At 75.9% G+C, this 13,720-nt stretch carries 14 protein-coding genes; 6 read left to right on the top strand and 8 right to left on the bottom strand.

Annotation, left to right across the window (positions count from 1 at the left end; translation table 11 throughout):
• Positions 1-157: 157 nt before the first annotated feature.
• The 3 genes from ACE3UN_RS11695 to ACE3UN_RS11705 are packed head-to-tail and all read right to left on the bottom strand — an operon-like array spanning position 158 to position 3,177.
• Entirely contained in the window at positions 158-409 is a 252-nt protein-coding gene (locus tag ACE3UN_RS11695; RefSeq protein ID WP_374675123.1) for a DUF2783 domain-containing protein, read from the bottom strand.
• Positions 406-2,196 (bottom strand): FAD-dependent oxidoreductase, encoded by a 1,791-nt coding sequence (locus ACE3UN_RS11700; protein ID WP_374675124.1) that lies wholly within the window; start codon positions 2,194-2,196, stop codon positions 406-408. Before ACE3UN_RS11700 ends, ACE3UN_RS11695 begins: the two co-directional genes overlap by 4 nt.
• Positions 2,197-2,214: 18 nt before the next feature.
• Positions 2,215-3,177, bottom strand: coding sequence for an MBL fold metallo-hydrolase (locus tag ACE3UN_RS11705; protein ID WP_374675125.1), 963 nt, complete (start codon positions 3,175-3,177; stop codon positions 2,215-2,217).
• 83 nt (positions 3,178-3,260) lie between these two features.
• On the opposite strand from ACE3UN_RS11705, the gene ACE3UN_RS11710 reads away from it, so the two are divergent.
• Both ACE3UN_RS11710 and ACE3UN_RS11715 read left to right on the top strand, forming a co-directional pair.
• A complete protein-coding gene (locus tag ACE3UN_RS11710) occupies positions 3,261-4,067 on the top strand; it encodes an IclR family transcriptional regulator (protein ID WP_374675126.1) in 807 nt (268 codons plus the stop codon).
• Between the two features lie 64 nt (positions 4,068-4,131).
• Positions 4,132-4,704 (top strand): dihydrofolate reductase family protein, encoded by a 573-nt coding sequence (locus ACE3UN_RS11715; protein WP_374675127.1) that lies wholly within the window; start codon positions 4,132-4,134, stop codon positions 4,702-4,704.
• A gap of 5 nt (positions 4,705-4,709) precedes the next feature.
• Here the strand turns inward: ACE3UN_RS11715 and ACE3UN_RS11720 are convergent, their stop codons facing one another.
• A complete protein-coding gene (locus tag ACE3UN_RS11720; protein WP_374675128.1) occupies positions 4,710-4,892 on the bottom strand; it encodes a hypothetical protein in 183 nt (60 codons plus the stop codon).
• Between the two features lie 103 nt (positions 4,893-4,995).
• Here ACE3UN_RS11720 and ACE3UN_RS11725 point away from each other — a divergent pair, with 103 nt between their 5' ends.
• On the top strand, positions 4,996-7,671 hold the full coding sequence (locus tag ACE3UN_RS11725) for an ATP-dependent DNA helicase (protein WP_374675129.1): 2,676 nt from the start codon (positions 4,996-4,998) through the stop codon (positions 7,669-7,671).
• A 258-nt stretch (positions 7,672-7,929) separates the two neighbouring features.
• Here ACE3UN_RS11725 and ACE3UN_RS11730 read toward each other — a convergent pair whose 3' ends face one another.
• From ACE3UN_RS11730 to ACE3UN_RS11745, 4 genes are read right to left on the bottom strand one after another with little or no spacing between them, the layout of a single operon-like run.
• Entirely contained in the window at positions 7,930-9,270 is a 1,341-nt protein-coding gene (locus ACE3UN_RS11730) for a cytochrome P450 (protein ID WP_374675130.1), read from the bottom strand.
• Between the two features lie 50 nt (positions 9,271-9,320).
• Positions 9,321-10,109, bottom strand: a complete 789-nt coding sequence (locus ACE3UN_RS11735; RefSeq protein WP_374675131.1) for a cytochrome b/b6 domain-containing protein — start codon at positions 10,107-10,109, stop codon at positions 9,321-9,323.
• Between the two features lie 7 nt (positions 10,110-10,116).
• Entirely contained in the window at positions 10,117-10,641 is a 525-nt protein-coding gene (locus ACE3UN_RS11740; RefSeq protein WP_374675132.1) for a cytochrome C, read from the bottom strand.
• Positions 10,642-10,651: 10 nt separating this feature from the next.
• Complete coding sequence (locus ACE3UN_RS11745; protein ID WP_374675133.1) at positions 10,652-11,056, bottom strand: DUF1924 domain-containing protein; 405 nt, start codon at positions 11,054-11,056, stop codon at positions 10,652-10,654.
• Positions 11,057-11,175: 119 nt separating this feature from the next.
• Between ACE3UN_RS11745 and ACE3UN_RS11750 the strand changes: the two genes are divergently transcribed.
• Genes ACE3UN_RS11750 through ACE3UN_RS11760 form a run of 3 tightly spaced genes read left to right on the top strand, consistent with a single transcriptional unit; the run spans position 11,176 to position 13,660 of the window.
• The gene (locus ACE3UN_RS11750; RefSeq protein ID WP_374675134.1) at positions 11,176-11,499 is read left to right on the top strand and encodes a PepSY domain-containing protein; all 324 of its coding nucleotides are present in this window, start codon (positions 11,176-11,178) and stop codon (positions 11,497-11,499) included.
• Entirely contained in the window at positions 11,496-12,158 is a 663-nt protein-coding gene (locus ACE3UN_RS11755; RefSeq protein WP_374675135.1) for a response regulator, read from the top strand. Before ACE3UN_RS11750 ends, ACE3UN_RS11755 begins: the two co-directional genes overlap by 4 nt.
• Positions 12,155-13,660 (top strand): sensor histidine kinase, encoded by a 1,506-nt coding sequence (locus ACE3UN_RS11760; RefSeq protein ID WP_374675136.1) that lies wholly within the window; start codon positions 12,155-12,157, stop codon positions 13,658-13,660. The genes ACE3UN_RS11755 and ACE3UN_RS11760 overlap by 4 nt, the downstream gene beginning before the upstream one ends.
• The last annotated feature ends 60 nt before the right edge of the window (positions 13,661-13,720 follow it).

Below are 13,720 nucleotides of genomic sequence, written 5' to 3' on the forward strand. Positions count from 1 at the left end.
AAGTCGGGGTAGCGGGCAGGTTCGGCATGGTGCCGCGCAGTATGGCGAGCCGGCGCGCCGCCTGCACGCCCGCCGCGACGAAACCCGCCACGGCGCCGACAGCCCGTCGCCCTGTGCGGACGGACCGGCGGCGCGTGCCGCGCGGGCCGCGGCGCGCTCAGGCGCCGGACGAGGCGCCCACCACCCCCGCGCGCGCCGCCGCCAGCGCCTCGCGCAGCACGCCGAGGTCGCCGATGTGGTTGGCCAGCAGCAGCACCAGACGGGCATTGACGAGCTGGCTCTGCGCATCGTCCAGCCCGCGGTGGGTGGCGATCAGGGCCTCGTAGAAATCATCGCCCGGCGTGAAAGCCCGCAGGGGCGGCTCGCCCGGGGTGCCGAAGTTCGGCGTGGTGACCAGGGGGGTGCTCATGCCATCGCCTCCGCATGGCCCAGGGCGCGCCGCAGCGCGCGCCCCACGTCCGCGGCGCCCGGGGCCCGCCATCGGGCCGCCACATGCTGGTCGGGCCGCAGCAGGTACACCGCCCCGTCCTGCGCGCCGTAGCGGCGGGTGGCCGCGCCCTCGCTGTCCTGCAGGACGCGCTCGCCGGCGAGGGGGCCCGCCGCCGCGCCGGCGGGCTGCACCCGCACCACGGCCAGCCCCGCGGGCAGCTCGGCGGGCGCCAGGGCCGCCTCGCCGAAGACGAGCAGCGTGAACGCCGCGCCGCCATGCCCCAGGCTCGCCTGGGCCAGCTCGTCCAGCAGCCAGGCCGGCCGGCCATCGGCCGCCACCACCGGGGCGTCGGCGGCGGGCATGCCGGGCCGCATCCAGCCGGCCCAGCCGTGCGCGTCCGGCGTGTTCAGCGGCGAATCGGCCAGCCAGGTGGGCACGGACAGGCGGCCGGAGTTGACCAGCGTGCGCGCGAATGCATGCTCGCGCGCCAGGCCGAGCACCGCGTCGCGGAACAGGCGCGACACCGGGCTCTTCGGTGTGATGAAGTCGGTGGACCGGGTGGAGTTGAGGATGTTCTCGTCGGCCGCGGCCTGGCGCTCACCCGCGTAGGTGTCGAGCAGCGATTCGGGCGCGCGGCCCTCGACGACGAGCTGGAGTTTCCAGGCGAGGTTGTCCGTGTCCTGGATGCCCGAGTTGGCGCCCCGCGCACCGAAGGGCGACACCTGGTGCGCGGCGTCGCCCACGAAGAGCAGGCGGCCGTGGCGGAACCGGGCCATGCGCCGGCACTGGAAGGTGTAGACGCTCACCCACTCCAGCTCGAACGACGGCGGCGTGCCGCCGCTGCCGGACCAGTGCGCCAGCATGGCCTGGATGCGCGGGATCACCCGCTCGGGCTGCTTCTCGGCCTCGGGGTCGGCGTCCCAGCCCAGCTGGAAATCGATGCGCCACACCCGGTCGGCCTGCTTGTGCAGCAGCACGCTCTGCCCGCGGTGGAAGGGCGGGTCGAACCAGAACCACCTTTCCGCGGGCCAATCGTCAGCCCCACCGCCTGCGGGCGAGGCCGCAGGCTGCCCCCGGAGGGGGCGCTCGGCCGCTTGGGAGCGGCCCGGCGCTGGCCTCGGCGCCTCCATCACCACGTCCGCGATGAGGAAGCGGTCGTGGAAGACCTGGCCCTCGATGTCCAGGCCCAGCTGGCGGCGGATGGGGCTGCGGGCGCCGTCGGCCACCACCAGCCAGTCCGCCTCCAGCGTGAAGCGGCCCTCGGGCGTCTCCACCTGCATGGTGGCGCCCTGGCCGTGCGGCTCCACCTTCAGCACGCGGTGCTTCCAGCGCAGGTCCAGGCCGGGCAGCTCGGCGGCGCGGCGCACCAGCGCCTCTTCCAGGTGGTACTGCTGCAGGTTGATCATGCCGGGGCGGCGGAAGCCCGCCTCGGGCTGCAGGTGGAAACGGAACACTTCCTCGGTGTCGAAGAACGTGCGCCCCACGTTCCAGGTGACCCCGCGTTCCACCAGCGGCTGGGCCACGCCGAGCCGGTCGAGCACCTCCAGCGTGCGCTGCGCGTAGCAGACGCCGCGCGAGCCGATGCTCACGGTGTCGTCCTCGTCGAGCAGCAGCACGGCCAGGCCGCGCTGGGCCAGGTCGATGGCGGCGGCCAGGCCCACCGGGCCGGCGCCCACCACCACCACGGGATGGCGGCGCGGCGCGTCCTCGTCGAGCTCGGGCGCGCGGCGCGCGCTGAAACGCGGGTAGGTGTAGGTGGACAGCATGGCCGGGTCCTGCGCGGGTCAGCCTTCCAGCGCGGCCCACATGGCGCGGTCGCGCTCGGCGGTCCAGATGCGGGGGTCGGCGATGCCGGCGGCCTCGTCCAGGCAGCGGGTCACGTCGAAGGGCATGCAGTGGTCGAAGATCACCCAGTGGCCGTACTTCGGCTTCAGGGCCGCGTAGGTCTCGCGGTAGACCGTGTTCAGGTCCTTGCCCGCCGCCTGGCCGGCCTGCACCTGGGCCCACACGTCGCTCACGAAGGCGCGGGTGCCCGCCAGCCCGGCGTGCACCGCCTCGGGCGTGGTCAGCGCCGCCCCGCGCCCGGGCACCAGCGCCTGCGGCTGCAAGGCGGCGATGCGGTCCAGCGTGTGCGGCCAGTCCTGGAAGTAGGCGTCGCCGGCGTACGGCGTGGCGTCGAACTCGACCAGGTCGCCGGAGAACAGGATCTTCTGCTGCGGCAGCCAGACCACCGTGTCGCCCTTGGTGTGGCCCCGGCCCAGCTGCAGGATCTGCACCTCCAGCTGGCCCAGCCACAGCGACATGCGTCCCTCGAAGGTGATCGTCGGCCAGGTCAGGCCCGGGGGCACCGATTCGACGTTGCGGAACAGGCGCGGAAAGCGGCCGATCTCGCTGGCCTTGTCCTGCTCGCCGCGCTCGACGATGAGGTCGCGGGTGTCGCGGCTGGCGATCACGTGCTCGGGCTGGTAGGCCGACGCGCCGAGCACGCGCACCGCGTGGTAGTGGCTCAGCACCACGTAGCGGATGGGCTTGTCGGTCACCTCGCGGATGCGGCGGATGACGTCCTGCGCCATGGCGGGCGTGGCCTGGGTGTCGATCACCATCACCGCGTCGTCGCCGATCACCACGCCGGTGTTCGGGTCACCCTCGGCGGTGTACGCATAGGCGTTGTCGGACAGGCGGGTGAAGCTGACCTGCTTCTCCTCGAGGTCGGCCTGGCTGGCAAAGGCTTTGGTGGAAGAGGACATGCTGTGACCCGGGCTGGTTTGCGTATGACGAATGCGTTTGTCGATTTAGACACAGGCCGCCGCTTGTGTCAAACTCGTTTGCCATGAGCAAATCACCAGCGGACGATCTGGCCGACCGCGGCCAGCGCGCCATCCAGTCGGTCGAGGTGGGCGGCCGGCTGCTGCTGGCGCTGGCCGACGGCGGCGGCGCGCTCGCGCTCAAGGACCTGGCCGCGCGCGCCGGGCTGCCGGCCTCGCGCGCCCATCCCTACCTGGTCAGCTACGGGCGCCTGGGCCTGGTGGAGCGGCAGGCCGACTCGGGCCACTACGCGCTGGGCCCCGCCGCGCTGCAGATCGGCCTGGCCTGCCTGCGCCAATGGGACCCGCTGCGGGCCGCCGAGGCCGAGGCGCGTGCCCTGGCCGAGGCCACCGGCCATGCGGTGGCGCTGTCGGTGTGGGGCAACTTCGGGCCCACCGTCGTGCGCCTGATCGAGGCCACGCAGCCGCTGCACGTGGCGCTGCGGGTGGGCAGCGTGCTGTCCATCCTCGACACCGCCACCGGCCGCGCCTTCGCCGCCGTGATGCCCGCCACCCGGCTGGCCGAGGCCGTCGCGGGCCCGCTGGGCGGGCTGCAGCCGCGCGACGCACGTCGCGCCCGGCCGGCCGATCTGGAGCCGCTGCGGGCGGAGTTCGCCCGCCACGGCGTCGCGCGGGCGGTCGGCCGCCCCATCCCGGGCGTCAACGCCTTCGCGGCCCCGGCACGCGACCACGAGGGCCAGGTGCCGCTGGTCATCACCGCGCTCGACCACGAGGACCGCCTGCCGGCCGCATGGACCAGCGCCGCGGCCCGCGCGGTGCGCGAGGCGGCGGCCCGCATCAGCCTGCGCCTGGGTGGCGCCACGGGCCCCTGACCGTCACCGCGGTCATGGCGCCGGCGGTAGGCTTGGGGGCCGCAGACCGTGAATGGAGCGCCGCATGCGACCGCTGATCGTCTCTGAGTTCGTCACCCTCGACGGGGTGATGGAAGCCCCCGGCGGCGAGCCGGGCCACCTGCATACCGGCTGGGCCGTGCCCTTCATGGGCGAGGACCAGGTGGCCTGGAAGCTGCGCGAGGCCGAACAGGCGGGCGCGCTGCTGCTGGGCCGCGTCACCTACGAGTCGTTCGCAGGCGCCTGGCCCGGGCGCAGCGGCGCCTTCGCCGACCGCATGAACGCGCTGCCCAAGCACGTGGTGTCCACCACCCTGCAGCCGCCGCTGTGGGCGGGCACCCGGCTCATCCGCGACGACATCGCCGGCCAGGTGGCCGCGCTGAAGCAGGCCGACGGCGGGCCGCTGCTGGTGGCCGGCAGCCGCATGCTCGTGCACTCGCTGCTCGCCCATGACCTGGTGGACGAGATCCACCTGCTCGTGTTCCCGGTGGCGGTGGGCAGCGGACGGCGGCTGTTCCCCGAGACGCCGGTGATGACACGCCTCGCCCTGCGCCATGCCGAGGCCTTTGCCAACGGCGTGATGCTGCACCAGTACGCCGTGCAGCACGGCGCCGGCTGAGCGGCTCAGCCCGACGCTGGCGCAGCATCCGCGTCGTCGCGGGGCGGCGCCTCCGGGTGCGCCCGGTCCACGTCGCCGGGCGCCTCGGGGCCGGTCTGGCCGGTCTCGCCGAGGCGGTGGTCCTCGGCGTCGTGTTCCAGGCCGCCCTCCAGCCCGGGCGGGAAACGGGGCGATGTGTGCGTGGACATGGTGCCTCCAGGGTCGGCCGCATGGCCGGTGGGTGCATGCGGCAAGCCGGGGGCCCGCGGGATGCCCGCCGCTACACTGGATGCCCATCCAGGCCGCTGCCCCGTGTCCGCCCCCGCCACGCCTTCCCACGACACGCCCCCTGCCCGGGCGCCGGGCGCCGCCGCGCCGGCGCCCCGCTGGACCGTGGCCGTGCGCGTACTGTGCGACCTGGCGGCGCGCGAGGGCGACCTCGACCACCGCTTCAATCCCTCCCCCACCGCGGAGCAGGGCCAGGCGGGCCACCTGGCGGCCACGCGGCGGCGGCCGCCGGGTTGGAAGGCCGAGGTGGCGCTGGCGGCCGAGGTGGCGGTGCCGGGTGGCGTGCTGCGGGTGCGCGGCCGGGCCGACGGGGTCGACGACGCCGGCCGCTGCGTCGAGGAGGTGAAGACCTGCCGCGGCGACCCGGCGCGGCTGCCGGCCAACCAGCGCACCCTGCACTGGGCCCAGGCCATGGTCTACGGCGCCCTGTGCTGCGCCGCGGCCACCGCGCCGGACTGGGAGGTGGCCGTCGTCTACGTGGACGCGGTGAGCCACGAGGCCCATCCCCGCGTGGCGCGGCGCGTGCCGGCGGCCGAGCTGCAGGACTTCCTGCACCGCCTGGCCGGGCGCTACGCCGCGTGGGCCGCCCGCGAGGCCGTCCACCGGGTCGAGCGCGACGCCGCCCTGCGCGGCCTGGCCTTCCCGCACGGCCGCTTCCGCGCCGGGCAGCGTGAGCTGGCCGAAGCCGTCTTCCGCAGCGCCCGCCACGGCCGCGTCCTGCTGGCCCAGGCACCCACCGGCATCGGCAAGACGGTGGGCACGCTGTTCCCCGCCCTGCGCGCGGTGCCCGAAGCCGGGCTGGACAAGGTGCTGTTCCTCACGGCCAAGGGATCGGGCCGGCTGGCGGCGCTGGAGGCGCTGCGCCAGGTGCTGGGGGGGCATGACCCGGCCGCCACTGCCCCAGCGCGCGTGCGCGTGCTGGAGCTCACCGCCCGCGACAAGGCCTGCGAGCACCCCGGCAGCGCCTGCCATGGCGACTCCTGTCCGCTGGCGCGCGGCTTCTACGACCGCCTGCCCGCGGCCCGCGAGGCGGCCGCGGCCCACCCGGGCGCGCTCGACCGGCCGGCCCTGCGCACCGTGGCCGCCGCCCACCAGGTGTGCCCGTACTACCTGGCCCAGGAGATGGCCCGCTGGGCCGACGTGGTGGTGGGCGACAGCAACCACTGGCTGGACGTGGCCGCCGGGCTGCACACGCTGACGCTGGAACACGGCTGGCGCGTGGCGGTGCTGATCGACGAGGCGCACCATGTCATCGACCGCGCCCGGGACAACCACAGCGTCACGCTGGACTGGCCGACCCTGGCCGCGGCCCGCCGGGCCGCGCCCGCGCTGCGCCGGCCGCTGGACCGCCTGGCCCGCGCATGGCGGGCCCTGGCCGACGCCCACTGGCCCGCCGGGGCGGCCGCCTACCAGGTGCTGCCCGGCCTGCCCGAGCGCTGGCTCGCGGCGCTGGGCGACGCCATCGGCGCCGTGGGCGACCTGCTGGCCGAGGCGCCCCCGCCCTGGCCGCAGGCCGTGCTGGACCTGCACTTCGCCGCCCTGCACTGGCGCCGCCTTGCCGAACTGTACGACCCCGCCCACTCGATGGTGGACGGGCACGCGGTGGACCCGGCCCGCTCACCCCACGCCCGCGGCGGCACTGGCGGAGGCCGCCGGCCGCCGCCCCCCGCGCTCACGCTGCGCAACGTCACGCCCGCGGACCACCTGCGCCCGCGCTGGGCCGCCGCCCACCATGTGACGCTGTTCTCCGCCACGCTCGCACCCCGCCGCTTCCAGGCCGACAACCTCGGCCTGCCCGACGACTGCGCCTGGCTGGACGTGCCGGCGCCCTTCTCGCCCGACCAGCTCGCCCTGCACGTGGTGCGCAACGTGTCCACCCGCTGGGCGGACCGCGCACGCAGCGCCGGGCCCATCGCCGGCCTGGTGGAACGGCAGTTCCAGGCGCAGCCGGGCAACTACCTCGCGTTCTTCAGCAGCTTCGACTACCTGCACCAGGTGGCCGACGCGCTGGCCGCGCGCCAGCCCGGCTGGCCGCTGTGGCGGCAGACACGCGGCATGGACGCGGCCGCCACCGAGGCCTTTCTCGCGCAGTTCGTGGAAGGCGGGCGCGGCATCGGCTTCGCCGTGCTGGGGGGTGCGTTCGCCGAAGGCGTGGACCTGCCGGGCACGCGCCTCATCGGCGCCTTCGTGGCCACGCTGGGGCTGCCGCCCGTCAGCCCCGTGCAGGACGCCCTGCGCGAGCGGCTGCAGCAGCGCTTCGGCGATGGCTTCGCCTACGCCTGCCTGTACCCCGGCCTGCGCAAGGTGGTGCAGGCCGCCGGCCGCGTGGTGCGCACGCCGCAGGACCAGGGCGTGGTCTACCTCATCGACGACCGCTTCGGCCGCGCCGACGTGCAGCGCCTGCTGCCGGGCTGGTGGCCGGCGCCACGGCTCATGCGTGCCACGGCCCGCCCCGGCGGGGACCTGCCGGCTCAGGACGCCGGCCCGTCGCAGGCCGGGCCCTCGAAGGTCCAGGACACCACGCGGCCGGCCTCGACCATGAAGTGCGTGGTGCAGGTGGACGCCGCGCCTGCGCCCAGCGGCGCGCTGATGCCCACGCCGCCGCCCACCGCCGTGCGCCCGCCGCCGCCGATGCCGAACCCGCCGATGCTGATGCCCACCGTGGCCCCGGAGCCGTCGCGCGGGTGGGTGGCCACATAAGTGAGCCGCTTGGCGCTGCCGAGGTTCTCCTCGGCCTGCGGCGGGCCCCAGCGCGCCCGCAGGGATTCTTCGGTGGCCCCGCGCCACGGGCTGAGCCAGCGCTCGTAGTTGGCCTCGCGGCTGGCCGGCGTGGCGCAGCCGGCCAGCACGACCACCAGCGCCAGCAGCGCCCAGGCTACCATGGGCGGCACGCGGCGCCGGTACGGCCGCAGGCGGTGCATCAGGTACAGCACGGTCATGGCAGTCTCCTGGTTGAGTTCAGGCCAGCAGGGCGCCGGCGGGCCGGCCCACCGGCTCGACGATCAGCCCCCCCAGTGGCAGCGCCGGCAGGCGGTCCATGCGCAGCGCCGGCGGCTCGCCCACCACGTGCCAGCCCAGGCCATCGTCGTCCAGCCACATCTGCAGCACCAGCCCCATCAGGCGGCTGGCAATGCCCTCGCCCGGACAGCGGTGGTGCGTGGCGGCATCGCCGCCGCCCTGCGGGATGAGCGCGAAGGGCGGCGGCCGCTCGTCGTGCTCGAAGCGCTGGGGATGGAAGTCCCAGGGGTCGGCCCAGGCGCGGGCGTCGTGGCAGGTGCCGTACAGGTCCAGCAACGCGCGCTGCCCGCGGCGAAATGCCACGCCCTGCCAGGTGAAGTCGTCCCGCACGCGCGCGGCCACCGCGGGGAAGAACGGGTAGTGCCGGCGCACCTCCTGCACGAACGCGCGGCGCCGTGCCTCGCGCTCGGCGGCGTCGGGCAGCGGCTGCAGCAGCCGCGCGCGCGCGCCACGGTGCACATGCAGCGCCTGGCCCATGAGGCTCAGGTACACGCTGACCGCCACCACCGGCCGCAGCAGGTTCAGCAGCTCCACCGCCGCCACGCGCGCCGGCAGCGGGCGCGCGCCCGTGTCGCCATGCCGCGCGATGCGCTCGGCGGCGCTGCCCGGGCGGAAGCCGGGCCGGCCGGCGCGCGTGGCCTCCACGCCGCGCGTCAGCCAGGCCTCCAGGCGTCGCCGCGCCCAGCGTGCCCGCAGGTGGGCGGCCAGGCCGCCCGCGGCGCCGTCGAACAGCAGCACCAGCTGGCGCGTGCGCAGGGGCAGCTCCGCCGCCGGCAGGGGCACCCCTGCCCAGGCGCACACCGCGTGGGTGAGCACCGGCTGCGCGAAGTCGTACAGCGAGAACGGCGCCGACGCACCGGGCCGCGGCCAGGCCGCCTGCCAGTCCTGCCGCACCTGCGCGACCAGGTCGTCCACGGCCGCGGGCTCGGTGAGGGCCACGAACAGCGCCTTGCGGCGGCGGTGCGCGGCCCCGTCCATGCCCTGCACACCGCCACGGCCGAACAGGGTGGCCTGCAAGGCGCCCGGCGCCGCACCGGCCCGCTCGAAGCGCCCCGGGTCGTAGAACAGCCGGGCGGCCCGAGCGCCCGTCAGGCACAGCGTGGGACGCAGCATCAGCCGGGCCTCGAACACCTCAGTGCCCAGTGCCACGGCATGGCGGCCGATGAAGCGGTAGGGGTCGCGCCGGAAGGCCAGCGTGCTGTCCCAGTCGGTCAGGCGGGGCGGCGCGGCCCCGTCCACGGGGGTGGCCGAGGCGGCAGGTCGGACGGCGAGCGTGCTCATGGCCGGGCCACGCGGCAAGGCCCGTACCCGGGCGCCGTGCGGCACCGGCCTCAGTCGTCATCGTCTTCGTCGTGGTCGTCACCGTCGCCGTGCGCCGGGACGGGCACGCCCTCGGACGTCCACGACGCAGCGCCGCTGGCCGGCCCCTCGCCGCCCGCCGGCCACAGGCCCTGGGGCGACTGCTGCCATTGCCAGGCGACGAAGGCCGCGGCCGCCGCCAGCACCGCGGCGGCCAGGGCCCGGCGCGGACGCACCACGTCGGCCCCCGGCCCCGGCTGGCGGCCGGTGAGCATGGGCAGCGCCTGGTTGCGACCGCGCAGGGCGCTCAGCACCGCCAGCGCCCCCAGGTGGGCCAGCACCAGCAGCAGGCTGAACTCCGCCACCGCCTCGTGCACCTCCTCCAGCCAGGCGCCGCCGTCGAGCTCCAGGCCCCAGCCGCTGAGGCCCACGACGATCAGTGCCAGCGCCAAGCCCAGCACGGTGGCGGCCATGGCCACGTTCTGGGCCGGGCGCCAGGACGCCCCCGGCTCGCGCAGCGAACGCCACCAGGCCGGTGACGCCCTCAGCTTGCGCCACCACACGCCCAGGCGCGCCGGGCGGGGCCCGGCCAGCCCGTAGACCAGCCGGAAGGCCAACAGGCCCAGCACCAGGTAACCCAGCGTGTTGTGCAGCGCGCGCCACTGTTCGGATTCCGCGGTGAGCCAGGCGCCCGCGAAGCTGGCCGCGAGCAGCCAGTGGACCGCGCGCACCGGGGCGTCGATGACGAGCCGGCTCGCGGCGCGGGCATCACGCGGCGAGGTCGAGGCGGCGGCGGGTGAAGAGGGATTGATCGTATTCATGGAGGTCTCAATGCCAGGCGCGGCGCAGCCGCGGGTCGGCGCCTGCGGGCAGGCGCAGCTCGTCGTCGTCGAACCGGCCCTCGGCGGCGCGCGGATGGCACACGGCGCAGTTCGCCGGGGTCTTCACCGACGGCAGGGCCCACACGCTGGCGGGCACCTCGTCGTGCTGGCGCTCGAAGCGGGCCGAGCGGGTCAGGCGGTCCTGCGGCGGCTCCTCGCGCACCCGGCCCGCACGGCGCGACGCCGCGTCGAGCCAGGCCGCCAGCGCGGCCTGCGTGGCCGGCTCGACGGACGCGTCGCTGCCGAAGTGGCGGTCCAGGCCGCCCATCAGGCGCTGCCACGAGCGCGGAGGCAGCCACGCCGGTGAGTAGGCGACATGGCACGCGCCGCACTCCTGCACATAGGCGGGGGCAAGCGGCACGGCGGCGCGGTGGGAGTCGCCGTCGGCGCGCGCGGCGGCGCCGGCGAGCAGCAGCGCGCCCAGGGCCAGCGGCACGGCGCACCACGGCATCACGCGGGGACGGGTTCGCATGGCGTGCCCCTCAGCGCGTCAGGCCCACGAGGTAGGCAAGCACATCCGCCTTCTCGCCGGCGCTGCATTCACGGCCCACCACGTCCTTGCAGTTGCGGCGGAACCACTTGTCCACCCGCGCCTGCTCGGTGAAGGCGCGTGTGTTGGCGGCCGGCGCCAGCGGTTCCAGCGTCTTGCCGGACACGGCATGCTGGCCAGGCTGCGTGGGCACCTCGCGGTGGCACGAGGCACACGACCACTTGCCACCGTGGGTGCGGGTGAAGAACGCGCGCCCCGCGTCGGCCTGGCCGGGCCGCCCCGCCTCGGTGGCGAAGCGGGCCAGCTGGGCACCGGGGCGGGTGTCGGCCGCCCGGGCGGCCCCGGGGCTGGCCCAGGCCGCGACGGCCAGGACCAGGGCAGTGGATCGGGTGTGCATCGAAGGGCTCCTGCGTCGTGCGGGGTGGCGATGGCAGGCATTCTTCGAGGCAGGCCGTGAAGCGAAGCTGAAGCGCGCGTTCATCTGCGGTTCAGACGCGATGCGGAACAATCGGCCGCATGTCCGTCCTTCGCCTCCTGGTGCTGATGGCCGCGTCCTGGGCCCTGGCCGCCCCGCCCGCACGGGCCGGCGAGGGCGACCATGAGCACGCCCGCGAGGCCGTGCGTGCCGGCGAGATCCTGCCGCTGCCCGCCTTGCTGGAGCGCCTGCAGCGCCAGCACCCGGGCCAGGTGCTGGAGCTCGAGCTGGAGCGCGAAGGCGGCCGCTGGGTCTACGAGGTGAAGCTCCTGGGCGGCGATGGCCAGGTGACGCGCCTGCATGTGGACGCGCGCACGGCCGAGGTGCTCCCGCCGCGCCCACGCGGGCCGGGGGAGCGCCGATGAAGCTGCTGCTGGTGGAGGACGAGCCGCTGCTGCGCGCCCCGCTGGCCCGCTCGCTGCAGGCGGCCGGCTACGCGGTCGACACGGCCGACAACGGGCGCGATGCGGAGCACCTCGGCCAGACCGAGCCCTACGACGCCATCGTGCTGGACCTGGGCCTGCCGGTGCTGGACGGCCTGACCGTGCTGCAGCGCTGGCGGGCCGCCGGCGTGGGCACGCCGGTGCTCATCCTCACCGCCCGCGACAGCTGGCACGACAAGGTGGCCGGCATCGACGCCGGTGCCGACGACTACCTCGCCAAGCCCTTCCACACCGAAGAGCTGCTCGCCCGGCTGCGCGCGCTGATCCGCCGTGCCCAGGGCATGGCCTCGCCGCTGCTCACCTGCGGCCCGGTGGCGCTGGACACCCGCAGCGGCCGCGCCAGCGTGGCGGGCATGGCGGTGCCGCTCACCGCCCACGAGTACCGGCTGCTGGCCTACCTGATGCACCGGCCCGGCCAGGTGGTCTCGCGCACGGAACTCAACGCGCACCTCTACGCACAGGACGCCGACCGCGACTCCAACACCATCGAGGTGTTCGTCGCGCGGCTGCGCCGCAAGCTGCCCGCCGGCATGATCGAGACCGTGCGCGGGCTCGGCTACCGCCTGGCGGCCCCGGCATGAGCCCGCCGGCCCGTCCCACCGGCAACGACGGCAGGACGGAGTCCGACGGGACGCCTGTGCGCGGCCCGGCGGTGGCGGCGGCGCGGCGCCGGCCCCGCTCGCTGCGCTGGCGATTGCTGATCGCCACGCTGGCCGCGGCGGCGTTGGCGCTGCTGCTCGCGGGTTGGCTGCTGGCCGGCCTGTTCCGCGAGGCCGTGACGCGCCAGTTCGCCAGCCTGCTCACCGCGCAGCTCGACCAGGTGGTGACGCGGCTGGAGGTGGGCCCCGAGGGCGCCCCCGTGCTGGACGCCGCCCAGCTCAGCGATCCCCGCTGGCTGCGGCCCTATTCCGGCCTGTACTGGCAGGTGGAGGTGCACCCCGCGGCCGGGCGCCCCCGGCCGGCGCTGCGGTCGCGCTCGCTGTGGGACACGGAGCTCGCCGCGCCGCCGGACGAGCCGGCCGACGCCCAGGTGCACGTGCACGAGGTCGCCGGCCCTGGAGGTGCACGGCTGCTGCTGGTGGAGCGACTGGTGCGCCTGGACGGGGCCGCACACGGCCCGTGGCGAGTGCAGGTGGCGGCCGACCTGCGCGACAACGACGCGGCCGTGCAGCGTTTCAACACCGGCCTGGGCGCGTCGCTGGCGGTGCTGCTGCTGGTGCTGGTGGCGGCCGCGGGTGCCCAGGTGCACGTGGGCCTGGCGCCGCTGCGCGCCCTGCAGCGGGCCGTGGCCGCCGTGCGCAGCGGGCGGGCGGCCCGCCTGGAGGGCGGTTTCCCCGCGGAGGTGCAACCGCTGGTGGACGACTTCAACGGCGTGCTGGACCGCAACCTCGCCGTGGTGGACCGGGCACGCACCCAGGCGGGCAACCTGGCGCACGCCATCAAGACGCCGCTGTCGGCGCTGCTGCAGGCGGCCGAGGCAGCCCGCCAGCGCCCGGCCGAGCTGGCGCAGCTGCCCGCGCGGGTGGACGAGCAGGTGGCGCTGGCCCGCCGCCATGTGGACTGGCACCTGGCCCGCGCGCGCGCCGCGGCCGCGCACGGCATGCCCGGCGTGCACACGGACGTGGCGCTGGTGGTGGAAGGCCTGCGGCGCGTGATGTCGCGTGTACATGCCGCGCGCGGGCTGCGGCTGCAGGTGGGCCCGCTGCCGCCGGGCCTGCGCTTTGCGGGCGAAGCGCAGGACATGCACGAGATGCTGGGCAACCTGCTCGACAACGCCTGCCAGTGGGCCCGCGCCGAGGTGCGCGTGTCGGTCGCGCTGGATAGGGACGCGGCCACGCCCCGCTTCACGCTGGTGGTGGAGGACGACGGACCCGGCATCGCCGAGGCCGACCGCGACGCGGCGCTGGCGCGCGGCGGCCGGCTGGACGAGTCCCGGCCCGGCAGCGGCCTGGGCCTGGCCATCGTGCAGGAGCTGGCCACGCTGTACGGCGGCACGCTCACGCTGGACCGCGCGACGCCGCCGCTCGGCGGCCTGCGGGCGCAGATCCGGCTGCCGGCCCTGCCGCCGGCGCCCCCGGCCTGACGCCCCACAGGCACCTGGGGCTTGCCCCGCGCGCGCACCGGCGCAACAGTCACGGCATGC

Source organism: Ideonella sp., from assembly GCF_041918995.1.
GTDB lineage: Bacteria > Pseudomonadota > Gammaproteobacteria > Burkholderiales > Burkholderiaceae_C > Ideonella.